The following is a 23,641-nucleotide window of genomic DNA, read 5'->3' as shown; positions in this document are numbered from 1 at the left end:
AACCTCGCGCGGCGCGGGGCGCCGGGCCCTCCGGAGGACGGGGTGCGGCCGGGGTACGGCCGGGCCTCTCATCCGGCTTTCACCGACGCCTCATACGGTGGGCACATGACGCAGGCGACTCCTCCCGGGTGGTACCCGGACCCCGGACAGAAGAATGACGGTCCCGCCACCGAACGCTGGTGGGACGGCACGGCGTGGACCGACCGGGTGCGCCCCGCGGAGGCGGCCGCCGCCTGGGCTCCCCCCGCGCAGCCGCCGGGGCAACCGCCGGTCCAGCCACCGGTGCAGGACACCGCGGCCGGGCCCTACCCCGTGCACCCGGGCTATCCGGGCATACCCGTCCAGCCCCCGTCCGCGCGACGGCGGCGGCTGCGTACCGGCATAGCCGTGGCGGCGGCCGTGGCGGTGCTGGCCGGCATCGGGGTCGGCGTGTACGCGCTGACCGACGACGGCTCGGGCGGCAACGACGCGGGCGGCGCGCAGCAGGACCGGCGCGCTCCGGGCGACCGGAACGACCCCTTCGGCGACTCGGGCGGCGGTGAGGGCGGCGAGGACGGCCGGTCGCCCGCGCCGGACTCGCCGGACCGGTCGGAGCCGCCCACGGTGGACAGCGGCTCGGTGACGGACGCGTTCAGCGGGATCAGCCTGCCCATACCGGACGGCTGGTCGGGACAGGAGTTGCAGGTCGGTGCGCAGGTGACGTCGGAGGACGCCTACAAGTGCCCCGGCGACACCTCCAAGTCCTGCACGAAGGGCGGCGCCTACTCGGCCCCCGCCGTGCTCCTGAAGACCGAGGGCGACACCGCGGAGGAGGTCGCCAAGGCCGACATCGAGGCGAACGCCGAGGAATCCTACGGCGGCGAGTCCTACGGCGGGATCACCTCGCACGAGGAGCTGGCCTCCAAGGCGGTCACGGTCGCCGGGCAGAAGGGCTACCTGGTCCGCTGGAAGGCGGTCACCGCCAAGGGCTCCGACGGCTTCGTCGAGTCGCTGGCGTTCCCCTCGCCCGCCGACCCCGAGCGGATCGTCGTCGTCCGCTTCGGTGTCGACACCGACCAGAAGCAGACGGTCATCGACGAGATCACCAAGGGCATCGAGGTGGACACCTCGGGCGGCGGCGGGGGCAACGGCCAGGACGTCTGACCGGCCCGGCGGCGCCCGCGGAGGTACCGCCGGCGTACCGCGGAAAACCGCCGGCCGGGCGGGGCGCCCTTCCGCTCAGAGGGTGCCCCGCCCGGCCGGGGGTGCGCGCCGCCCCCGTCCCCACGGTGCGGCGCGGGCAGGCCACCGTCCAGTCATCCCGTGGACGGCGGCCTGAGTCTCAGGGGAGGCCGAGCGCCGGCAGCACGACGGCCTCCACGAACCGGACGAGGTAGGCCGCGTCCGCCTGCTTGCCCTCCAGGACGGGCCGCATCCGCAGCATGCCGAAGAGCTGGGCCGGCACGTACTCCAGCGCCGGGTGGCCGGCCGGCACCTCTCCCCGGGCCACACCGCGCGCGAGGATCGCCCGCAGCGCGGCGATCTCCGGCTCGACGAGCGCCTCGCGCAGCGCGCACTTGAGCTCCGGATCCTCCATGACCGCGTGGCCGAGCGCCTGGAGCAGCCCGGTGTCCTTGCCCGCCCCCTCGCCCGCGGCCGCGGCCGCCTGGCGGAGGTCCTCGGCGAGCGAACCGGTGTCGATGTCGGTGAAGCGCACCCGGCGGTTGGAGCGCAGGGCGGCGGCCACGAACTGGGGCTTGGTCTTCCACTGCCGGTAGAGCGTGGACTTGCTGCACCGGGTGCTGGCGGCGATGCCCTCCATGGTGACGGCGTCGTAACCGCAGGCGCGGAGCTGGTCGAGCACGGCGTCGAAGAACTCCTGCTCACGCTCCGGCGTGAGCTTGGAGCGGCGCGAGGTGCCGACCGCTTCCGGTCGGTCCGCGTCCTGCGACGTCATCGGCCCCGCTCCTTCCCGTTTCCGGTGTGTCCTATGTCTATCGATACGCCAGTGTACCGGTACACCACCGTATCGGTACACTGGCGTATCGGAACGAGGTCGTATCGATGAGAACCGTCACACGCCCCGTACCCGACGAGCCGCACGCACCACCGTCAGCGAAGGGGCCGGGGGATGAATGCCCGCAGTGAGCCTGCAGAAGCGGGGCCGGACGCGCCCGCGCGCCCACCGCTCGTCCGTGAGCTCCTGCTCGTGGCCGGGCTCTTCCTCGTCTACAAGTTCGGCCGCCGGCTGGCGACGGGAGACACCGCCGAGGCGTTCCGCAACGCCCACCACGTGTGGGACTGGGAACGGGCGCTGCGGCTGCCCGACGAGGGCGCCGTCCAGTCCCTGCTGCTGCACGGCGACACGCTGATACACGTCGCGAACACGTACTACGCCGCCGTCCACTTCCCGGCCACCGTGGCCTTCCTGGTCTGGCTCTACCTGCGACGGCCCGCGCACTATCTCTGGGCCCGCCGGGTGCTGGCCGCCGTGACCGGCGCCGCGCTGGTGCTGCACCTCCTCTTTCCGCTCGCCCCGCCGCGCATGCTGGCCGCCACCGGCCTGATCGACACGGCCCGGCTCTACGGGCCCTCGGTGTACGGGCCACCGCGCACCGACACCTTGTCGAACCAGTTCGCGGCGATGCCCTCGCTGCACTTCGGCTGGGCCCTGATGCTGGCGATCGGTCTGATCGTCGCGACGCGGACCCGGTGGCGCGGGCTGTGGCTGCTGCATCCGCTGGTGACGCTGCTGGTCATCGTGGGCACCGCGAACCACTACTGGCTCGACGTGATCGTGGCCACGGCCCTGCTCGGCCTCGCGCTCGCCGTACTGCGGCTGCCCGAACGGCCCCGACGGCCCCGGTGCGCACTCCCGCACCGGCGGCCCGAGATCCGGCGCCGGACGTCTGCCGAGCGGCCCGAGCTGGTCGGGGCGGGCCGGTGAACGCCGCCCTGGTCGCGGTACTGCTGTCGCTCGTCTCCGCCTGCGCCTACGCCGCGGCGGCCGTCGCCCAGGAGCGGCTGGCCTCGCGTGCCTCCGGCGCCGGGCCGCTGCGGATGCTGGCCTCCGGCGCCTGGTGGTGGGCGGTCGCGCTCAACGCCTCGGCGGCACTGCTGCACGTGGTGGCGCTCAAGTACGGCCCCCTCACCGTGGTCCAGCCGCTCGGTGCGCTCACCCTGGTCGCGGCGGTGCCCCTGGGGGCGCGGCTGGCGGGCCGGCGGGTGAGCGCGATCGAGTGGCGGGGCACCGGGCTGACGCTGCTGGGCCTCGGCGCGCTGCTGCTCACCGCCTCGGGGCCCGCCCCGGACGACGTGCTGAGCGTGCCGGAGGCGCTGACGGTGTCCGGCGCGACGGCGGCGCTGATCGGCGTGCTGTCGTGGCCCGGCGCCCGGCCGGGACTGCGGCACGCGACGGCCTCCGGGATCGCGTCCGGCGTGGCCTCGGCACTCACCCAGACCGTCACGGTCGCCGTCACCGACCGGTCGGGCCCGCTGCTGAGCGTCCAGGTGATCGGCGTGGCCGTGCTGGTGGCCGCGTTCGCGACCGGCGGACTGCTGCTGTCCCAGACGGCGTACCGCGGGGGCCTCGGCGCCCCGCTGGCGGTGGTGACCCTGGCCAATCCGGTGGCCGCCGCGGTGATCGGGCTCTCCCTGCTCGGGGAACGGCTCCGGGGCGGCGCGGGCGGCGTGCTCCTCGCGCTGACCGGTGCGGCGCTGGCCGCCTGGGGAGTGCTCCAGCTGAGCCGGGCGGCCCCCGAGCGGCCGGAGCCGGCCGCACCGGGGCTCGCGGGCCCGGCGACGGAACCGAAGGGACCGGCACCGGCGGGACCCGGACTGGTGCCCCGCCAGCCGGGGCCGGGGCACCTCACGCGGCTCTAGCCTTGCCGCCGGTCCGGGCGCCGTCTCAGTCCGTGATGATCGCCGGGTCGCTGGTTCCCGGCCGGCCGTTCTCCACGTGCCCGGCGAAGCGGCGCAGGAAGGCCGGGTCGGTCTCGGAGGTGACCGTCACGTCGTACCAGCGCCGGCTGCGCGCCAGGCCGACGGTGTGGTGCACGGTGGCGCCGGGGCGGACGGTGACGGTCCGGGTCCGGCCGTCGTGGGCGTTCGCGATCCGGAGCCGGACCGTGCCGGTACCGGTGTGGGTGAGGGTCAGCCGGAGGTCTTCGCCGTGGTGCCGTGCGGTGACCTCGGGTCCGGCGGGCCCGGCGACCTCGTTGGCGCCCCGGAAGACCCGCAGGAATCCGGCCGGGCCGTGCACGGTCAGGTCGTAGGAGCCGCCGGAGTAGGCCGAGTTCCAGGTGTCCGCGATGTCCTTGCCGGCCTCGGTGGTGTAGGTCCAGGGGCCGTCGGTGCGGTTGCCGGAGGTGACGAGGAAGGCGGCTCCGGCCCGGGCCCCGGAGGCGAAGGCCAGGGTGAACTTCCCGGCCGCCGGGTCCGCGGCACCGTCCACGTACGGGGCGTAGCGCAGCGGGCGGGTGGGGCGTGTCCCGCGTTCCTGCCGGGGCATGCCGGGCTCCGCGGGCGGCGTCGGACGGTAGTCGGGGTGGCGTTCGCGGTCCGGCGGCTCGTAGGCGTCGGTGTCCGGCAGCCGGGCCGGGCGGCTGTCCGTGCGGGAGAAGTCGAAGGCGGAGGTCAGGTCGCCGCAGACGGCACGCCGCCAGGGTGAGATGTTCGGCTCGCGGACGCCGAAGCGGCGCTCCATGAAGCGGATGACCGAGGTGTGGTCGAAGGTCTCGGAGCAGACGAAGCCGCCCTTGCTCCAGGGCGAGACGACCAGCATGGGCACGCGCGGGCCCAGCCCGTAGAAGCCCTCGCGGTGGGAGGCGCTGCCCTCGAAGACGTCCAGGGAGACGTCGACGGTGGACCGGCCCTGTGCGGCGGACTTCGGCGGCAGCGGCGGCACCACGTGGTCGAAGAAGCCGTCGTTCTCGTCATACGTGATGAACAGGGCGGTCTTCGCCCACACCGCCGGGTTGGAGGTGAGCGCGTCCAGGACCTGGGAGATGTACCAGGCGCCGTAGTTCGACGGCCAGTTGGAGTGCTCGGAGAAGGCCTCCGGGGCGGCTATCCAGGAGATCTTCGGCAGCTTGCCCGCCTTGACGTCGGCGCGCAGCCGGTCGAAGTAGCCCTCGCCGCTCTTCGCGTCGGTGCCGGTGCGGGCCTTGTCGTACAGGGGGTCGCCGGGCTGCGCGTCGCGGTACTTGTTGAAGTACAGCAGGGAGTTGTCGCCGTAGTTGCCCCGGTAGGCGTCGTCGATCCAGCCCCAGTGGCCGGCCGCGTCGAGGCCGTCGCCGACGTCCTGGTAGATCTTCCAGGAGACCCCGGCCGCCTCCAGCCGCTCGGGGTACGTCGTCCAGTCGTAGCCGAGTTCGTCGTTGCCGAGGACCGGGCCGCCGCCCGCGCCGTCGTTGCCGGTGTGTCCCGACCACAGGTAGTAGCGGTTGGGGTCGGTGGAGCCGATGAAGGAGCAGTGGTAGGCGTCGCAGACGGTGAAGGTGTCGGCGAGCGCGTAGTGGAAGGGGATGTCCTCGCGGGTCAGGTACGCCATGGTGGTGGTGCCCTTGGCGGGCAGCCAGCGGTCGTACTTGGCGTTGTGGTAGGCGTCCTGGCCGTCGGACCAGCCGTGCGGCAGCCCTTCGAGGAACTGCATGCCGAGGTCGTCGGCCTCCGGGTGGAAGGGCAGCACCTCGGTGCCGTCGGCCTTGCGCTGGTGCCACACCGACCGGCCGTCGTCCAGCCGCGCCGGGTGCGGGTCGCCGAAGCCGCGGACCCCGCGCAGTCTGCCGAAGTAGTGGTCGAACGAACGGTTCTCCTGCATCAGGACGACGATGTGCTCGACGTCCTCGATCGACCCCGAGCGGTGGTTCGCCGGGAGCGCGGCAGCCCGGTCGATGCTCGCGGACAGGGCACTGAACGCCGTGGTGGCGCCCGCGAGTTGGAGGAATCTGCGCCGGTTCACTTCGGCCATGGGGGTGAGGGACCTCTCGCCTTGGGGGGTTCAGCCGGCCGGACGGTGCCGGGTGATGACGGAATGCGCGCGAAAGGAGTGTTCCAGGAGCAGCAAACGTCGGGGAAGGGTGCGGTGGCGCCGGTGTGAAAGTCACCGGTACGCGAGGTGTGCCGGGTCCGCCGCCCGGGGATGGTCGCGATCATGACAGGCATGGACACGGAAGCACCGGCGCCCCCGACCCGACGGCCCGTACGCCAGCTCCTCGCCGCCTCGGTGGGCAACGCGGTGGAGTGGTACGACTGGTACGCCTACACCTTCCTGGCGACCTACATCGCGGACCAGGTCTTCCCCAAGGGCGCGGACAACTCGCTGGTGCCGCTGCTGTCGACGTTCGCCGTCTTCGCGGTGGGCTTCTTCATGCGGCCCGTCGGCGGGCTGCTGATGGGCGCGATCGCGGACAGGCGGGGGCGGCGGGCCGCGCTGACCGTCACCATCCTGCTGATGGGCGGCAGCAGCCTGCTGGTCGGGCTGACCCCGACGTACGCGGCGGCCGGTGTGCTGGCCCCGGTGGTCCTGGTCCTGGCGCGGCTGCTCCAGGGGCTGTCGGTGGGCGGCGAGTTCGCGGCCTCGACGACCTTCCTGGTGGAGTCGGCGGGGCCGGGGCGGCGCGGCCTGTTCTCCAGCTTCCAGTACGTCTCGACCACCGCGGGGCAGCTGGTGGCATCCGGGATCGCCACGCTGCTGGTGGACACGCTGAGCGAGGACCGGATGAACGGCTGGGGGTGGCGGCTCCCCTTCGTGTTCGGCGCCGTCCTCAGCCTGGTCGGCTTCTGGATCCGGCAGGGCGCGCAGGAGACCCGCAGCACCGAGCAGCGACGGGCGCCGCGTCCGGCCCTCTTCGAGGCGCTGCGCCGTCATCCGCGCGAGTCCCTGCTGATCTGCGGCATCACGGCGGGCGGCACGATCGCGTACTACACGTGGACGTCGTACCTGCCGACGTACGCCGAACTCAACGCGGGTGTCGCCAAGTCGGACGCGCTGCTCGCGGGAACCATCTCGCTGGCCTTCTTCGGGCTGCTCCAGCCGATCGGCGGCCTGCTCTCCGACCGGTTCGGGCGCCGTCCCCCGCTGCTCTTCTTCGGCGTGGGCTTCGCGCTGCTGAGCGTGCCGCTGCTGCACTCCCTGCGCGACTCCTTCGCCGTGCTGCTGCTCGTGCAGTGCGCCGGGATGGTCCTGCTGACCGGCTTCACCTCCATCAGCGCCGCCGTCAACGCCGAGGTCTTCCCGCCCCGGGTGCGGGCGGCCGGGATCGGCTTCCCCTACTCGCTCACGGTGGCGCTGTTCGGCGGCACGGCACCGTACGTGGGCACGCTCTTCAAGGACCTGGGCCACCCCGGGATCTTCCCCTGGTACGTCGCCGTGCTGTGCCTGCTGTCGTCGCTGGTGTACCTGCGGCTGCCGGAGACGGCGCACAAGGAACTGCGGCGCTGACACCGGGCCTTCGCGCCGGACTCTCGCGCCGGAATCCCGGGCCTTCCCGCGGGGCTTCCGGCCGGGCTTCCGGCTCACCGGTGCCAGAGGCCGCGCCCCAGGGCCGCTTCCGTGCCGGTGAGGTAGACCGCGGCGGCCAGCCACTGGGCCGCGTACTGGTCGAGGTCGTCCCCGGCCGGGCGGCCGAAGGCGTCCCGGGGACGGCGGGCGGCCACCGTGCCGAGTGCGGCGAACAGGTCCGCACCGGTGGCGAACCCGCCGCGGCGCAGCGCGGCGGCGTGGGCGCCGCGGTCGCCGTCGCGCGCGGGCTCCGCGGCGGCGCGCCGTCCGCCCGTGACCGCCAGTTCGACCAGGTCGCGCACGCGCCGGAGCGGCGGGTCGAGCGGACCGGCGTCGGCGGCGGCGAGCGGGGCCGGTGCCGGACCGGGAGCCGCTGCCGGGAAGTGCGCGTCGCACAGCCGGTCGTAACCGAGGTCGGCGCGGTCCCGCCACTCCTGCGGGAATCGGAGGGTCGCCGCCCCGGCGCCGGGAACGGGCCCGACGGCCAGCGGGCGCAGGGTCGTGACCCGGTCGGGATCGACGCGCCCGAGCACCCGTACCCGCAGCCCCGGACACGCGCCCAGCCGACGGAGGTTGGCGGTGTGCGCGAGGGCGGGATGCCGGTGGGCCGGTGCCAGCCGGACGGTCGGCCCCGGACCGTCGCCGGTGCCGACCCGGGCCAGCACCGCCTCGCCGTCGGCGGCGACGATCTCCACGTCGCACCCGGTCAGCGGCGCGGCACTCCAGGCCCCGGTCCCGGTCCCGGCCCCGGCGACGGCCACGGGCTCGAATCCGGCCCAGGGGCGCCCGGCGGCGAACGTGGCCCGGACGCCGGGCTCCGCGAGCAGACGGCCGTCCGGAGCGACGACGGCCCCGGCGACGACCAGACCGCCCCGGGACAGCCGCTCGTGATCGCTCAGGAAGGACCGGACTGCGACGTGGGCGGTGCCGGCGCGGCGGGCTCGCTCCGGTCCCCCCGGTGCGACGTCGCGGAGGGTGTACCAGCGGCCGGCGTCGTCGACGAGATGGGTGAGGACACCGCCCAGGCCACCGGGGCCGACGACCGGTTCCCGGCAGACGCCGTAGAGGCGCAGGGGCCCGTCGGGGCGGTGGTTGTGGTGGACGGCGCCGATCAGCTCCGGGTCGGGATCGGCCGCCTTCAGCCGGTGGGTGACGAGGAGGAGTTCCCGCAGGGCGGCGGCCGACTCGGCGGGCCGCTGGACCCGGTGGGCACCCTGCGGGTCGCGCGCGTCGCGCAGGTGGCGTACGACGTCGAGGGCCGCGCCCTGCGCACGGTGCAGGCCGGCCAGGCGTGCGGTGTGCGCGGCCCGGAGCAACTCGGCCCGCGCCACCGCGCCCGCCGCGGTGACCCCGGCCGCCAGGACGGCCGCGGCCGCCGTCCAGAGGGCCTCGGCGGCGCGGACCTGCCCGGCGGAGGGCCCGCTCGCGGGAAGGACGACCGGTGCGGTGGGCGGCGCCGTCCCGGCCGGCGGGGCCGGGTCCGCGACCGGGGCGGCGCCCAGGGTCGCGGCGCGGTGCAGGCAGCGCGGGGCCAGGAGGCAGGTGCAACGGGCCTGGTCCGGTGAGGTGATCGTGCCGGACGCGCCGGGCTCCAGAGTGACCAGCGCGTCCTCGCCGCAGCGGATGCCGTACGTGCCGTCCTCGGCGGCGTCGACGGGGGTCGCGGCCAGCGACTCGACGGCCGCGTCGAGCCTGCCGCGCAAGCGGGTGGACAGGCCTTCCACCGTGGCGGCGAACACCTCCGGCGCGACCGGCGGCAGCGACGGGAGCGACGGGGCGGTGCCCGGGCGGGGACGGGTCATCGGGCGGCTCCACGGACCTGCGCGCCGACCCAGCGGGCGAGCGATAGCGGGCTGAGGGCGGCCACCGGCATTCCGGCGGCGACGAGTTGGCGGGTGACGGGCACGGAGTAGCGGGGCGTTCCCTCGCCGTCCAGCGCGGCGCAGCCCAGCAGCCGGACGCCGGAGGACACCAGGGCCCTGGCCTCGGCCAGCAGTCCCTCGACCGCGGCACCCTCCTCGAAGTCGCTGACGACCACCACCAGGGTCCGGTCGGGCACCTTCACCAGGGAGCGGGCGTGGGCGAGACCGGCCGCGATGTGTGTCCCGCCGCCGACCGCCACCTCGAGCAGCAGCGAGAGGGGGTCGTCGACCAGGCCGGTGAGGTCGGCGACCTGGGTGCTGAAGGTGAGGAAGTGGGTGGAGAGCATGGGTGCTCCGCCCAGGATCGCGGCGGTGAGCGCCGACCAGACGACCGAGGTCTCCATGGAGGCGGAGACGTCGACGACCAGGATCAGCCGCCAGTCGTTCTGCCGCGCGGTCCGGGTCCTGAACACCGGCTGCTCGGGAACGACTTCGACCTGCCCGTCCTCCCGGCGCCGGATGTGCGCGAGGTTGGCCCGCAGCGTGCGGGGCAGGTCGAGGGGGCCGCCGGGGCGGCGGGTGGGACGCGGGGTGGTCAGGCCCGTCAGGGTGGGGCGCAGGCGGGTGGCGAGTTCCTTGGTGAGTTCCTCGACCAGCCGCTTCACGAGCGGCCGCAGGCTCGCCACCCGCTGCTCGGGCATCCCCCTGGCCAGGGTCAGCACGGCGGACAGCAGTTCCACGGAGGGCCGTACGGAGGCCGGGTCGAGCAGCGGGATGGCGTCCATGCGGCCGTCGGCGACGGCACGTTCGAGGACTTCCTCCCGGATCTCCGCGCCGAACAGCGTCCGGAGGTCCTCGGCCCAGTGCCGGACGCTGGGAAAGCTCCGCGCTCCGCCGCCGGTCCGGTCGTCGTCGCCGTCCTTGGAGGTCCCGTTCGCGCCGGGTTCCGGTTCGCCCCCGTCCCCGCCCTCCTTCGTCTCCCCGCTCTCCTCGCCCGTCTCCTCGCCCTCCCGGTCGAAGAGTTCGTCGAGTGCCCTGGCGTACGGCCGCAGGGCGGCGGGAAGTCTCGCGGTGTCGCGGCCGAGCAGCAGCCGCCAGCGGTCCGCGGGCCCGAGCCGCGGGGCTCCGGCTCCGGGCGGGGCCTCGGCGGCGGGCTCCGTCCGCGGCGCGGGGGGCGGCGTGGCCCCGGTGTCCCTTGCGGCCGGGGCACTCACCAGGTCCGCCAGTCCCGCCTCCCGGAGCAGGGCGAAGCCCTCCCCGTCGGCCGCGGCCCACCGCCCGACCAGCTCGGCCGGCGCGGGGAGCCGCAGGTCGGGCCGGTCGGCCAGTCGGGCGGAGACGGCCGCGAGGACCCGGCTCCGTCCCTGCGGTGTGAGCGCCCGGAAGCCGCCGCGCAGGGCGTACAGCCGGTCGAGGAAGCCGCGGTCGCTCATGGTCTCCACCCGCTCGAACAGCGGGCCGAGGGCGGTGGACGCGGACTCGATCAGGAATCCGGCCGCGACCAGCACCCCGGTGAGCCGGCGTTCCAGCCGTCGCCGTCCGTCGGGCCCGGTCGCCGTGTCCACCCAGCCGGCGAGCCTCGTCCCGAGCACGTCCGAGCCGTCGAGGTCCAGCAGTACCCGGGCGGCCTGGGCGGCGCCCTGGAGGAGCGGGGAGCCGCCGCGGGAGAGCGCGTACAGCTCGCCGTCCAGCCGCAGGCCGAGCCGGTCCGCCGCGCTGCGCACGGCGAGGGTGACGACGGCGACGGCGTCCCGGGTCTCGTCGCTGCCCGCCAGCCCCGGCAGTACGCGGACGGCGGCGTCCAGCAGGAGAGCGGCGAGCCGGGCCGCCCGGGTCCGGACGCGCTCGGTGGTGCCGGGCAGATGTTGTCGGCGTATGGACTCCAACAGGTCCAGGGCTTCGATGAGTTCGGGCAGGCCGGCGGCGCCCGGCAGGACGCGCTCGGCCTCCGTGATGCCGTCGTGGAGCAGGTCCGTGAGGGCGCACCGGGCCGCGGCCCCCAGGAGGGCGACGACCCGGGCCGGGGTGACCCGGCCGGCCTCGGCCGCCCTGCGGTGGTTCTCCCGGAGGGTGCCGTCGGCCGCCTGGGCGGCGGTCACCCCGCGGACGCCGACGAGGTCGAGGCGGGCGGCGACCGACGGGGTCCACGCGGCCCGCCACCGGGTGGTGAGCGTGCCGCCCTCCCCGGCCGCGGTCACCTCGACGGGCCGCGCGTAGTCCACCCCGCATTCCCTCAGGCGCTGGAGCAGGATCTCGCGCCGGGCGTCGAGTGCGGAGCGCAGCGGCGTGAGCCGGAGGTCCCGGCCGCCCGGGTCGGCCGGGCCGGGCAGCCGCAGCGCGGCCAGTTCGGCCTCCACCCAGGGTCCGAGGCCGGAGCGGGGGGTGCCGGGCGCGAGGTGGCCGCGTCCCGTGCCGACCAGGACGGCCCCCAACTCCCGTTCGAGGGCCTGGCCCCGGCCGAGTACGGACGTCACCGCCTCCACCAGTTCCCGGCGCCCCGGTGCGGGCAGACCGCGCAGGGTGCCGAGGTCCCCGGCCAGCCGCAGGGCCTCGACGGCCTCACCGGTGCCCGCCGTGTCCCCGGACAAGCGGATCTCCCGGCACACTTCGGTGAGCAACCGGGCGGCGGCGGCCCGGACGCGGCCGGGGTCGCCACCCGCGTCGAGCACCGCCTGCCGCCAGCGCGGGGCGCGGATGCCGGCGGGGTACCCGGAGCCGGGGTCCAGCAGGGCGAAGGCGTACGGCACGAGGGACGTGACGACCGGGGAGCCCGGCCCCGCGTCCGGCGCGGTCTCCGCCACCTCCCCCGGGTCGCCCTCGTCGGACAGTCCGGGCACGTGGAAGGCGCCGATCACCGCCGCGACCCGGCGCTGTCCCCGGGCGGCGAGGACCCGCCGCATGTGTGCCTCGCGGGCGAGGTCACCGGCACCGAGCCCGGCGCGGGCCGCGGTGTCGTCGCGCAGCGCCCGCCCGAAGGCGAGGGCGGCGCGGCGCACGGCCTCGGGAGCGCTGCCCGGCGACAGTGCCTCGACGGTGCGGTCCCACAGCTCGTCGACGTCGACGCGGGTTCCGTCCGGCGGCCCGCGGAACCACGCCGGGTCCGCCAGCGGCAGATCGCAGCAGACCACCTCCGCGCCCCGGTCCCGCGCCCAGCGGATCGCCGCCAGTTCCGGCGAGAAGTCGGCGAGCGGGTAGAGGTGCAGCCGGCCGTCCTCGCGGGCACCGCTCAGGGCCACCGGCGCCACGGTCCGCGGATCGGCGAGGTAGGGCAGCCAGGGCTGGAAGTCGGCCGGCAGTTCCACGCAGACGACCTCGGCGTCCGCCGCGTCCAGCAACCGGGGGACGGCGACGGCCAGTGCGGGACTGTGGTGACGTATGCCGATCAGGTACGGCTGCGTGCGAGCCGTCGGCACCACCACCTCGGTGGCGGTCTCTTTGCGTGCGGTCATGGGTCCAGGTGCGTGGGCGTGCGGGAGGGGTGGACGGAAGGCGGAGGGGGCGGCCGCCCGACGGCCGTCCCCTCCACCCGGACGTCAGCGGCGGCGCTTGCGCGGCCGCGGCACCTCCAGTTCCTCCAGACGCGGCCCGTCCCCGTCCTGGACGCGCTGCCAGGCCTCGCGGTACAGCCCGGCGACGGGCCGGGTGGGCACGACGACCCCCAGGACGGGCGGCTCGCCCTCCAGCAGGTCGTACATCGGCAGCTTCCACCGCTCCAGGGGGAGGTGCGGGTTCGGCGGCTGGGTCCAGCCGCCGGGCAGGAACAGCGAGCGTCCGGCCTTGGCACGGCTGCCCTCGACCACGAGGTCGGTGGCGGCCAGTTCGGCGCGGGCCGCGCGCAGCCTGGCCGTTCCGCCGCGCTGCCCGCCCCAGCCGGTCCAGCGGGCGGTGTTGCGGTCGGTGGGGTCCGGCATGGCGAGCAGCATCAGGTAGAGGACGGCGGCGTCCTCGCCGATGCCGTACCGCTTGGCCGCCTCGCCGACCAGGTCGGGCACCGAGCGGGCGGGGTCCTGGGGCCACCACAGCCCGTCCGCGTCGCGCTCCCCGGCCATCGGGTGACCCGGGTCGGCGAGCAGTTCGGCGAACGGCCGGTCGTGGACCAGGCGCAGTGCGCTCTCCTGGGCGTTCGGCCGCTCGCCGGTGAACAGCGCCGCCAGGTGCGGGTCGTGACCGGCGGCGTCCAGCAGCGCGGGCCGGACGGCGGGGACCGGTTCCGACCGCCCGGTGCCCAGGACGACCGAGCCGTGCCGCTCGAAGCCGTCGCCCGTCTCGGCGGGGTCTCCGGCGGCCCGCCGGAACGCCTCCCAGTCGACGCCCCGCCGGTCGAGGGCGAGCAGCAGGCCGGGATGGGCCAGCCGTTCGCGCAGCGCGGTCAGGACGCCGGGCAGGGCGGCGCGCAGCGGGTCGCCGGACGGGAGCCGGTGGGCGAGCCAAGCGGCCAGGGCCACCGAGCCCTTGAGGACCGAGCCGTCGAAGCCGGGCGACTTCTCGGCGGTCTCCACGTAGTAGCCGCCGACACTCCAGGTCAGGTCCTTCGTCAGCCGGGGCTCGGTGGCCAGGTCCACGAAGCCCCGCAGGGCGTCGGCGGGCGCCCAGCCGACGGGCTCGACGGTGCGGACGGCGTCGTGCAGCACCTCTTCGGGCAGTGGGGTCCGCCGGCCGAAACGCTCGTTCCAGACCTCGGCCGCGCGGGCGGTGTCGGGGCCGTGCGTCCAGAACCGGGAGGGTTCGGTGGGCAGCAGTGCCGCCAGGACGGCCCGCAGGGCGCCGCTGTCGAGGGACCTCAGCTCCTCCTTGGACACGCGGGCGTCGGCGGACTTCACCCCGATGACCTTGAGGGTGGCGGAGGGCACGCTCGCACGCTTGTCGTCGGTCTGCGGCACCCCGGCGAGCACCAGCCGGGCCGTGGTCGGGGTGACGCCGGTGAGCCGGGCGAACTCCTCGGCGGCCTCGGGGCGCCAGGGCACGGGGCCGCGCTCGGCCAGTTCGGCGCGGAAGGCGGCGACCCAGCCGGGCGCCCGGGCCGACTCCGGCACGAACGGCTCCTCGGACACCGGGATGTAGGGGGCCGGTGTCTCGAAGCGGCCGGTCGGGTCGTGGTACAGCGCGCCGTAGTGCTTGCCCTTGATCTCGTAGTGCCCGTATTCGCGGACGAACTGGTACCAGTCGTCGGGGAAGACGAGGAACGCGCCGCCGTCCAGGTCGAGCACCGTCCCCCTCGTGTACCCGTGGGTGGCGCCCGGCCCGGCGAACGTGTCGGGGTCGAAGGCCAGGTGCACCCGGCGCCAGTGGCCGGGGTCCAACTCCGTCAGCCCCTGCGCGTCCAGTTCGCCGAGGAAGGCGTCCAGCGCCTCCCGGTGCTCCTCCACGGTGGCCTCCGAGGCCGCCCTGAGCGCCACCACGGCGGGCAGTTCGGGCAGGGCCACCGCGTTCAGGTGCTCCAACGGGCCCCTGCTGTCGAGCGACAGGTGCAGGATGCCCGCCGGGGCGGGCTCGGCCAGCCCCTTCATCGACCGGGCGAGGAGCTCCGGCAGCTCGAAGAGGTTGTGCTGGAAGTCGTAGTACCAGCGCTCGTCGCGTTCGGTCAGGCCGCCGCCGTTCAGCGCGGAGGCGAGCAGGCGGTCGCCCAGCGGGGGCCGCGGTTCCTCCGGGGTGACGCCCCGGACCGCCGAGTCCAGCCGGGCGAGCAGCCCGTCCAGGACGCGCTGCTGCTCGGCGGCGTAGCGTGCCACGCCGGTGATGCCCCGGAGCAGCGCCTCGTCGCCGACCTCCGGGAGGAGCGTGCGTACGGGCCCGAGCACCGCGTCCCGGTCCGCCGCCCCGTCCCCGGCCGGCTCGGCCAGGGCCGCCGCCAGCAGCGCCGCCGCGACGTCGTCGCCGACCCGGCGGAGCGCCGCGGAGCCCTGCGGGTCGCGGGGCTGGAGCAGGTGCCAGTAGCGCAGGGGCGGCAGCAGGGGGGTGCCCGCGGAGAAGGGGCCGGCTGTCTGATCACGCTTGAACTCGGCGAGCACCGCGTTGTCGGAGTCCCGCAGTTGGAGTTCGCTCGACCATCGCATCACGGTGACGGCCCGGTCGGTGCCGGGGAAGACCAGCACGTTCTCCGGGTTCCCGCCCACCCGCCACGGTACGACGACCGAGCGGCCGGCCAGGTCCTCTCCCTGCCGCGCGCCGTCGGGCCGGATGGTCACCCGCCAGCCGATCAGCCCGTCCACCGGGGCGCACACCGGGCCCGGTTCGGCGGACGGGACGGGCAGCAGCCACGTGGTGCCGAGGGTGCTGCCCTCCGGTGCGGCGCGCAGCCCCTGGGCGAACCAGTCCGGACCGCCGCGCTCGCCCAGCGTGTCGTCGGCCGGGTCGTAGGCGTGCCAGGTGCTGTTCTGCCGGCGGGACCAGTCGTCGATCCAGACCCAGTACGAGGTGCCGTCGCCGATCACCCGACGCCGCCACGGGACGTGGGTGTCCCCGGGCCGCAGCACGCGGTAGCCGCTGGTCCTGCCGCCCCCGGCGAACGGGAGGGAGGCGGGCGGCATGCGGTTCGTCCCGCCGCTGCCGTCCGCGTGGCAGGCGTAGGAGGAGGTGACGTCGCCGACGAGTTCCGTGGGCGGCGAGACGCCCGTGTCGGGGTGGTACCAGTAGCCGTACGAGGTGGACGTGGCGGAGACGTGCCAGGAGACGAGCAGTTGGCCGTCCACGTACCGGACGTCGGGGTGGTCCGCGTCGTCCGGCAGGCGCAGTTCGTGACTGAGGACCGTGCCCTGCGCGCCGAGTACCCGGGCGGACGTGCCGTCGAGGACGACGAGGTGCGGCCATGCCTCGGCCACGCGTGTCGCGCGGACCTCCTCCGGGGAGGCGGCGGAGCCGATCGCCTCGTCCCAGGCGGGCCAGCCCAGTTCGTCGACGATCCCGTTTCGCAGGGCGCGGGCGAGGACGGGCGCCATGCCGGTGCCCAGTGCGTCCCGCACCTCCTGCTCGGCGGTCGCCAAGATCTCGCCCGGCAGCCAGTTCAGCGTCTCGAACGGGCCGCTGTGGAGGGCGAAGTCGCCCAGTCCACTGGTGAGGTAGCCGCGGCTTACCCCGGCCACCCACTCGGCGAGCATCGGACGGCCGCCCGGCGACTCGGCGAGCCGGGTCACGGTGCGCTTGTCGATGCCCTCGCGCTCGTAGGTGGGGCAGCCGCTTTGGAAGACCTCCCGGAAGCGGGTGTCGGCCTCCAGGGCGAGGAGGTCGCGCCGCTCGTCACGGGCCGCCCACTCCTGGAGGTTGAGCCACGGGCGGTCCTCCGGGTCCCCGACCGGGATGTCCAGGGCGAGGAGCTGGTCGAGGAGGTTGACGTCGCCGACCGGGGGCGGCAACGTACCGCCCTCGTCGTTCAGTTCGGCGCGCAGGGCACCGGCCATGCGGTCGACGAGGGGGTACAGCCCGGACGGTGCGATGTGCCGCTCGTGGGTGCGGCACAGGGCGAGGAACCGGCGCGTCCAGCCGGCGGTGCCGTCGGGGGACCGGGCCTCGGCGGGCAGCGCGGCGTCGCACAGTCCCTCGGTGGCGCCGGTCTTCTCCAGCAGGTCGAGCCACTGTCCCAGCTCGTCGTGCTCCCACTCCGAGGGGAGCAGTCCGAGCAGGGTGCCGCGGGCGGCGGGTTCGCGCCGGGTCAGTTCCACCAGGGCGGCCCGGTGGGCCTTCCACCAGCCGGGCGGTGCCTTGCGGGTGCCGGGCAGCGGCAGCACCTCGCGCAGGTAGGCCATCTCCTCGGCGAGCGCGTTCTTGCCCGCGACGGTCTTCGCCAGCCTGCGCAGATCGCCCGCGCCGGGGCTCGACGGGGCCACGCCGTGTGCGGCGAGCCGGACGAAGAGTGCGCGCAGGTGCCGGAAGGCGGTGTCGGCCGGTACCCGGGAGGAGAGTCCCTTGGCGTAACTGGAGAGCACCTTGGTCGGCATGGCGTCGGCGAGGGCGAACTCCAGGAACACCGCGTCCATGCGGGCCTCGTCGAACGGCAGGGCGTGGGCCGTCTCGGCCTTGCGCGCGTTGACGAACATCTGCGAGGCGTACGCCTTCTCACCGGCGGCCAGGAACACCCGGCCGGCCTCCTCGTAGAAGGTGGGCAGGAAGTGCGGCACGGAACCCGCGAGGCGGGCTCCGATCGACTCGTAGGTGGCGCGGGCCCGCTTCGCCCGGGAGCGCACCGTCCTGGCGACCTTGTTCATCTCCTCGACCAGGGACATGGCGAGGTGGCCGTCGGTGGGGTGGCGGACCAGCACCCACTCGGGGAAGCCCATGGCCCGGTGCTGTCCGACGCCGACCTCGACCGGCTCGCCCACGGGCAGCAGTCCGAGGAACCCGCCGCCGTCCCCGCCCGCCGGGTCCGGCGCGGCGGGTTCCGTGCCGGACGGGTCGGCGGGCGTCAGGCGGACGACGATCCGGTCGTCCAGGCCCGGATGCCGGTAGGCCCGGGTGAACACGGGCACGGCGCGGTCGCCGCCCCCGGTGGTGCCCGGCGGCAGTACCGCACCGGCGCGCAGCAGCTCCTCCACCTCTGCCGCCGCCCCGTCCCGGGTCGTGCCGTCGCTCATGATCGTGTGCCTTTCGTGGGTGTGGTGCGTACCGCGGCCGTGGCGTTCACTCGGCGCCGTCCGTGGACACGGTGCGGCCGGCGTGCAGGGCGGCTGCCATGCGCATGCCCTCGGACCAGGCGACGGGGCCGACCTCGCGCAGCGGAAGACTCCGGTACGCGTCCTCGTGGCTCCAGGTCAGGGCGCCGGTCCAGGCCTTCTCCTCGGTGTAGGGGTCGCTCATGCCGACGGAGACGGTGACGATGCGTCCCGCGTCCCGGACGCGGTCGACGATGCGGCCCCCGGAGACCTGGTAGCCGAGGGACGTGGCACGGGCGGAGAGGTGGAACCACGAGCGGTACTCGGCGCCCGCGAACTCGGTGACCAGGTCGGTGTCGTCGCCGTGGGAGTCCCCGGGCGCCTGCCAGGTGGCCCGGTGGATCTGCTCCACGCCCTGCACCACGCCCGACTCGGCGGCGAAGGTGCGCAGTTCCTCCAGGTCGGGGAGGAGGACCGGGTGGGGCATGGTCACCGTGGCGGGGGTCAGGCGGACGGTCTCGCCGTCCAGGTTCACCACCCGCAGTCCGTCCGACTCGTTCGCGTCGCGCAGGAAGCCGACCTCGTCGGGGCCCTCGCCGACCACCACGATGTCCCGCAGGGCCGCCCGCCACGCCTCGTCGGGCCAGACCTGCGCGAGCAGCCCGGTCGGCACCGGGAGCGAGGACACCATCCAGGTGTCGACCTGTGCCACGCACTCGGCTGCGTGCCGGTCCAGCCACTCGGCGAAGCGCTGGAGTTCGACCACCTCGGGGCGGTCCCGTATCTCCGCGGGCAGCGTTCGCACCCGCCTGCCCTCCGCCGGGGACTCCGCGGACGCGGGCCGCGCCACCACCCGGCCCTCCACCAGGGCGACTTCGTACGTGTCGCCCGCTGCCAGCCAACCCATCAGCTCTTCGCCTCTCCCACTGCTAGGAACACACGGCACAGCACACGGACCCCCTGAATCGGCACGCTCCGCTGTGGCGTTGGCCAAAGACTAGGGGCACCCACCGACAGCCACGGGAGCCGACCGCGCGGTGCTTTTCGCGCCAGATTGGACGGCGGCGGTTTTCGGCCGGGCCCGGCATCGCCCGGACCCCGGGCCGGTCGGGCGCGGGCGGCGGGCGCGGAGGGCCCCTGGCAGCGGAACCCGCCCTGGCCAGGACGCCAGTGACCGCGGCACGGAGACGGCGGGCCCCCGTCGGTTCCGGCACGGACCGGAGTCGTCCGCGGATTGGTGTGTTATCCGCCCTTCTTCGCTGTCGCACCCGTCCCGGCCGTCCCCCGGCAAGGCTCTGACGACGGCGAATTGCCTCCGATGGGGTTCGCACGTGCGTACGCGTCGTGTTCCGCCGTCCCGGATGGGGGCACATGGCCCGATGACGCGGGGGCGCGAAGCCCGGCGGCCCGAACGTGGCCGCCGCTGACAAGGGGTGGGGGAGATGGTTCGTATTGCCGTGGTGCACGCCGAGAAGCTGCTGCGGTCGGCGCTGGTGCAACTGCTCAGATCCGACGACACGCTGGACGTGACCTCGCACTGTCTCGACGCCGACGGTCCGCAGCCGGGTGCGGCGTTGCCCGCCGACGTCTGTGTCGTGGACGGAGAGTGCCTGACGGGTCCGCAGGACGCGGGCGCCGGACGCCTGCGGGCCCGGTACGGGGACCGGCTCGTGGTCCTGGCGACCGCCAAGCGGCCGGGAGTGCTGCGCCGGGCGTTCGACGGGGGCGCCCTCGGCCTGGTCGACAAGAACGCCCCGGCCCACCGGCTGATCACGGCCGTGCACACGGTCGCCCGGGGCGAACGCTTCCTGGACGAGACGCTCACCGTGGCCCTGCTGAAGGGCGCGGAGATGCCCCTGACCACGAGGGAACTGGGCGTGCTGGCCCTGGCTTCGCAGGGGGCGCCGATCGCCGAGATCGCGGCACGTCTGCACCTGTCCCGGGGAACGGTCCGCAACTACCTGGCCACGGCGGTCCGGAAGGTGGGTGCCCGCAACCGCGTCGACGCGATCCGCATCGTCCAGAGCGCCGGCTGGACCTGACGCGTCATGAGTTCCAGTGCCCCGTCAGGTCCCGGTAGAGGGGCGAACGGCTCAGCAGTTCGGTGTGCGTCCCGCACTGCGCCCGTACGCCGTCCAGCACCAGTGTCCGGTCCGCACGGACCGCCGAGGACAGCCGGTGCGCCACCACGACCAGGGTTCCGGACCGCCCGGCGAGGGCCTCCTCCGCGCGGGCCTCGGCGGCCGGGTCGAGATGGCAGGTGGCCTCGTCGAGCAGCAGCAGGGGGGCGGGCGACAGATACGCGCGGACCAGCGCGACCAGTTGCCGCTCCCCCGGCGAGAGCTCGGCGGGGCGCACCGTGCCGTCCGGCCCGCCCAGGCGCTCGACCAGGGGCCCGAGGCCGAACGCCTCGACCGCCGCGTCGAGTTCGGCCCGGCTCGCGTCCGTCCTCAGGTACGCGAGGTTGTCGCCGACGGTGCCGGAGAACACGTAGGCGTCCTGCGGGACCAGCACCCGGAGTGCGGCGAGCTCGGCGGCGGGGCGCCCCGTCACCACGCGGCCGGCCACCCGTACCCGGCCGCGGCTCGGCGCGAGCGTTCCCGCGACGAGCCGGGTGAGGGTCGACTTGCCGATGCCGCTCGGTCCGACGACGGCGAGGTGTTCACCCGGCGCGACGCGCAGGTCGAGCGCGTCGAGCACGGGCTCGGCGCGGACGCCGTAGGACAGGGTGACGGCGCGCAGTTCCACCGCCGGGACCGGGGCGCTGTCCACCGCGAAAGCCGCCGCTCCCGGTGCCCTCGCGGCGCTCGGGCCGGACTCGGGCTCCGGTCCGGGCTCCGGCTCCGGCTCCGGCTCCGGCTCCGGCTCCGGCTCCGGGCCGAGCATCCGGTCGAGGACGACCAGCAGCCGGGACCCGGCCGCGCCCAGCGCGGTCATCAGGGTGTGCAGGGCGGGCAGCAGGGACTGGCCGAGGTAGGTGAACGCGCCCAGCAGCGCGCCCACGCTCACCCCGCGCCCGCGCAGCCACTCCACCGCCACCAGCAGCGCGAGCACGGGCAGGTGGCCCGCGATGCCGAGCGCCGCCGTGCGCACCGCAGCCCATCCGGCCAGCGTCCGGGCCGCCGCGGCGGCGTCGGCGACCAGGTCCGCACCGCGCCGTTCCACCCCGGGCCCGGTCCCGCAGGCGGCGAGGTCCCGCAACGCCGCACGCGCGCTCGCCGCGTGGTCGCCCAGCGCCTCGTCGGCCGCCAGGGCCCGGCGCTGGGCGGCCGCCATGGGCCGCAGCGTGACCAGGAACAGCGCGAGCCCGGCGGCCAGCGGGGGCAGGACCACCACGAGCAGGGCCGGGTGCAGGGACAGCAGGCCGAGCAGCGCCCCGGCGGCGGTGAAGACGAAGGACCGCAGGGTGAGGACGAGACCGGCGAAGCTGTCCCGGGCGATCTCGACCTGGTTCGTCAGCCGCGAGACGGCCGCGCGGTCCGTCCCGCCGGGTCCGCCCGGCGCCGCCCGGGCCATGGACCGGTCGACCGCACGCCGCACCAGGCCGTCGCGCAGCGGCTCCGTCACCCCGGCGAGCTGCGCGAACACGCCCCGCACGACCCGGGCGCCGGACAGTACGGCCACCAGCGCCACCCCGAGCCACAGCAGTCCGCGGCGCGGGTCACCGGCGAGGAACCCCTCGTCGACGGAGCGTGCGACCGCGTGGCCCACCAGGAAGGCCTGCCCCGACTCGGCCAGCGACCAGAGCGCGAGCCGTACCAGCACGCCCTTGCGGTGGGCGAGGAAGCGGCGGGCCGGCGGTGCGAGGCGGCGCAGCGCCCCGGCCCCGGCGGACGTCACGGGCGCGCCTCTTCGGGCTCGGGACGGCGTACGGCAGCCGGACCGCTGCCGCCGGAATCGGCACCGGAATCCGCGCCGGCCCCGGCTCCCGCGCCTGCGCCCGCGCCGAAGACCTCCCGGTACCCCGCGGTGCGCCACAGCTCGCGATGGGTCCCCAGGGCGCGCACCTCCCCGTCCTCCAGCCAGAGCACCAGGTCGGCCCGGTCCGCGACCGACGGGCGGTGCGCCACCACGAGCCTGGTCCCCGGCCGCACCGAGCGACGCAGCGCCAGGTCCACCTCGTGCTCCGTGGCGGTGTCCAGACTGGACGTGGCGTCGTCCAGCACCAGCAGCCGCCCGGCGTGCGCGAAGGCCCGCGCCAGCCCGAGCCGCTGGTGTTCCCCGCCCGAGAGGGGTGCGCGCGGCAGCGGGGTGTCGTAACCGTGCGGCAGCCGGCGTACGAAGCCGTCGGCGCCCGCCGCCCGGGCGGCTTGGCGTACCCGCTCACGCGACGGCCGACGCGCCCCGGCGGCGACCGCTTCCGCGACCGTGCCCTCCCCCAGTACGGGGCGTTCGAAGGCGTACGCCACCTCGGTGCGCAGCGCCTCGTGCGTCAGGCGGTCGAGCCGTACGCCGTCCAGCAGTACGTGTCCCTCGTCGGGGTCGATCAGCCGTCCCGCCACGGCCGCCAGGACGGACTTGCCCGACCCGCTGCGGCCGACCACCGCGACCGTGCTGCCGCCCGGCACCCGCACCCGGTCGGCGCACAGCACCTCCCTGCCGCCGCGCCGCACCCGCACCCCGCACAGCGCAAGCTCTCCCGGACCGTCCGGAGGCAGCAGACGCGTGCCGTACGCCGTCGCGGGCATCCCTTCCAGCTCCCGGGTCCGGCGCCGTGCCTCGCGGGCCCGGACGATCGCCCCGAGCAGGGACGCCGCCGCGCCGACGCCGGCCGTGAGCTGCGCGTACCGGCCCACGGCGAGCAGATCCCCCGCGCTCAGTTCGCCGGCCGCCAGCCGCAGCCCGCCGACGGCGGTGGCGGCCAGCGTCAGCAGCGGGACCAGGACGCCGCTCCGGCCGAGCGCCCGCCCGTGCAGCGCCCACATGTGCCGCCCCTGGGCGGCCAGTTCCGTCAGCGGTGCCAGCACACGGGCCCGCTCCCGTTCACCGGTGCCCGCGGCGCCGATCGTGTCCGCGCCCTCCAGGGCTTCGAGCAGCCGGGAGGCGATCAGGGACTGGGTGCGCTGGTAGGCGGCGACCGTGGCGCCGGTGTCACGGGCGAAGGAACGCAGCAGCAGCGCCAGGGCGGGCAGGCCGGTCAGCACGCAGAGCGCCACCCACACGTCGACGAGCGCCAGCGCCACCAGCGCGCCCAGCGGGGTGATCAGTGCGGCGGCGAGCGCCGCGCGGGCCGCCGGAGCGCCGCCCGCGTCCGCGGCGTTGAGGGTCAGACGGGTCCCGATGTCGCCCGGCGGGTACGGCCGCGCGTGGTCGGGGGCGGTGCGCAGCAGTCCTCGCAGGGCGCGGGTGCGGACGGACGCCGTCCAGGTGGCGTTGCAGCGGCCGGTGAACAGCGAGGTCGCGCTGTCCAGCAGCAGTTCGCCCAGGAGCAGCCCGGCGCTCAGCGGGAGCCACCATCCGGCGTCGCCGTCGCGCAGCAGCAGATCCAGGGTGCGGCCGAGGGCCAGCGGCTGGGCCACCGCCGTCACGGCCGCCGCGACCGAGCACAGCAGAACCAGGACTTCCAGGGCGCGGCCCGGCGCCTGCCGCGGCACGGGCCTGCTCTTTCGCACCGGCGAGAACCTCCGTACGTCGTGCGCGGGCAGGCATCGGCGCCCCGGGCCGGAACCCGGGGCGCCCGCGCCCGGCGACATGACTCACCACGTCGCCGTGGC

The 23,641-nt window shown here is 75.5% G+C and carries 13 protein-coding genes; 5 read left to right on the top strand and 8 right to left on the bottom strand.

Translation table 11 applies throughout. The features are described 5' to 3' along the window. The first annotated feature begins 105 nt into the window (after nucleotides 1-105). Nucleotides 106-1,143: a DUF2510 domain-containing protein gene (locus tag ACH4D3_RS04285; RefSeq protein ID WP_398316134.1), complete on the top strand. Its 1,038-nt coding sequence runs from the start codon at nucleotides 106-108 to the stop codon at nucleotides 1,141-1,143. A 178-nt stretch (nucleotides 1,144-1,321) separates the two neighbouring features. Here the strand turns inward: ACH4D3_RS04285 and ACH4D3_RS04280 are convergent, their stop codons facing one another. Further along, the gene (locus tag ACH4D3_RS04280; protein WP_398316132.1) at nucleotides 1,322-1,936 is read right to left on the bottom strand and encodes a TetR/AcrR family transcriptional regulator C-terminal ligand-binding domain-containing protein; all 615 of its coding nucleotides are present in this window, start codon (nucleotides 1,934-1,936) and stop codon (nucleotides 1,322-1,324) included. A gap of 174 nt (nucleotides 1,937-2,110) precedes the next feature. Here ACH4D3_RS04280 and ACH4D3_RS04275 point away from each other — a divergent pair, with 174 nt between their 5' ends. Next, entirely contained in the window at nucleotides 2,111-2,926 is an 816-nt protein-coding gene (locus ACH4D3_RS04275) for a phosphatase PAP2 family protein (protein ID WP_398316130.1), read from the top strand. After that, complete coding sequence (locus tag ACH4D3_RS04270; RefSeq protein WP_398316128.1) at nucleotides 2,923-3,861, top strand: hypothetical protein; 939 nt, start codon at nucleotides 2,923-2,925, stop codon at nucleotides 3,859-3,861. The genes ACH4D3_RS04275 and ACH4D3_RS04270 overlap by 4 nt, the downstream gene beginning before the upstream one ends. Before the next feature lie 25 nt (nucleotides 3,862-3,886). Here ACH4D3_RS04270 and ACH4D3_RS04265 read toward each other — a convergent pair whose 3' ends face one another. Continuing rightward, nucleotides 3,887-5,950, bottom strand: a complete 2,064-nt coding sequence (locus ACH4D3_RS04265) for a phosphocholine-specific phospholipase C (protein WP_398316126.1) — start codon at nucleotides 5,948-5,950, stop codon at nucleotides 3,887-3,889. Between the two features lie 171 nt (nucleotides 5,951-6,121). Between ACH4D3_RS04265 and ACH4D3_RS04260 the strand changes: the two genes are divergently transcribed. Further along, a complete protein-coding gene (locus ACH4D3_RS04260) occupies nucleotides 6,122-7,423 on the top strand; it encodes an MFS transporter (RefSeq protein WP_398316124.1) in 1,302 nt (433 codons plus the stop codon). Nucleotides 7,424-7,497: 74 nt separating this feature from the next. On the opposite strand, the gene ACH4D3_RS04255 is transcribed toward ACH4D3_RS04260, so the two are convergent. From ACH4D3_RS04255 to ACH4D3_RS04240, 4 genes are all read right to left on the bottom strand, one after another. Continuing rightward, nucleotides 7,498-9,285, bottom strand: a complete 1,788-nt coding sequence (locus ACH4D3_RS04255; protein WP_398316122.1) for a hypothetical protein — start codon at nucleotides 9,283-9,285, stop codon at nucleotides 7,498-7,500. Beyond that, the gene (locus tag ACH4D3_RS04250) at nucleotides 9,282-12,794 is read right to left on the bottom strand and encodes a DUF5682 family protein (protein WP_398316120.1); all 3,513 of its coding nucleotides are present in this window, start codon (nucleotides 12,792-12,794) and stop codon (nucleotides 9,282-9,284) included. Before ACH4D3_RS04250 ends, ACH4D3_RS04255 begins: the two co-directional genes overlap by 4 nt. Nucleotides 12,795-12,878: 84 nt before the next feature. Further along, on the bottom strand, nucleotides 12,879-17,909 hold the full coding sequence (locus tag ACH4D3_RS04245) for a DNA-binding protein (RefSeq protein WP_398316118.1): 5,031 nt from the start codon (nucleotides 17,907-17,909) through the stop codon (nucleotides 12,879-12,881). A 46-nt stretch (nucleotides 17,910-17,955) separates the two neighbouring features. Beyond that, on the bottom strand, nucleotides 17,956-18,834 hold the full coding sequence (locus ACH4D3_RS04240) for a DUF4132 domain-containing protein (protein ID WP_398316116.1): 879 nt from the start codon (nucleotides 18,832-18,834) through the stop codon (nucleotides 17,956-17,958). Between the two features lie 526 nt (nucleotides 18,835-19,360). Between ACH4D3_RS04240 and ramR the strand changes: the two genes are divergently transcribed. After that, nucleotides 19,361-19,969, top strand: coding sequence for a two-component system response regulator RamR (gene ramR, locus ACH4D3_RS04235; RefSeq protein ID WP_398316114.1), 609 nt, complete (start codon nucleotides 19,361-19,363; stop codon nucleotides 19,967-19,969). A gap of 4 nt (nucleotides 19,970-19,973) precedes the next feature. Here ramR and ACH4D3_RS04230 read toward each other — a convergent pair whose 3' ends face one another. Both ACH4D3_RS04230 and ACH4D3_RS04225 read right to left on the bottom strand, forming a co-directional pair. Beyond that, nucleotides 19,974-21,767 (bottom strand): ATP-binding cassette domain-containing protein, encoded by a 1,794-nt coding sequence (locus ACH4D3_RS04230; protein WP_398316112.1) that lies wholly within the window; start codon nucleotides 21,765-21,767, stop codon nucleotides 19,974-19,976. Further along, complete coding sequence (locus ACH4D3_RS04225; RefSeq protein WP_398316110.1) at nucleotides 21,764-23,620, bottom strand: ABC transporter ATP-binding protein; 1,857 nt, start codon at nucleotides 23,618-23,620, stop codon at nucleotides 21,764-21,766. Before ACH4D3_RS04225 ends, ACH4D3_RS04230 begins: the two co-directional genes overlap by 4 nt. Between the last annotated feature and the right edge of the window lie 21 nt (nucleotides 23,621-23,641).

Origin of the sequence: Streptomyces sp. NPDC018026 (assembly GCF_044327745.1) — a bacterium.
GTDB classification, from domain to species: Bacteria; Actinomycetota; Actinomycetes; order Streptomycetales; family Streptomycetaceae; genus Streptomyces; species Streptomyces rubrogriseus.
This window is presented reverse-complemented; position numbering and strand designations above follow the sequence as displayed.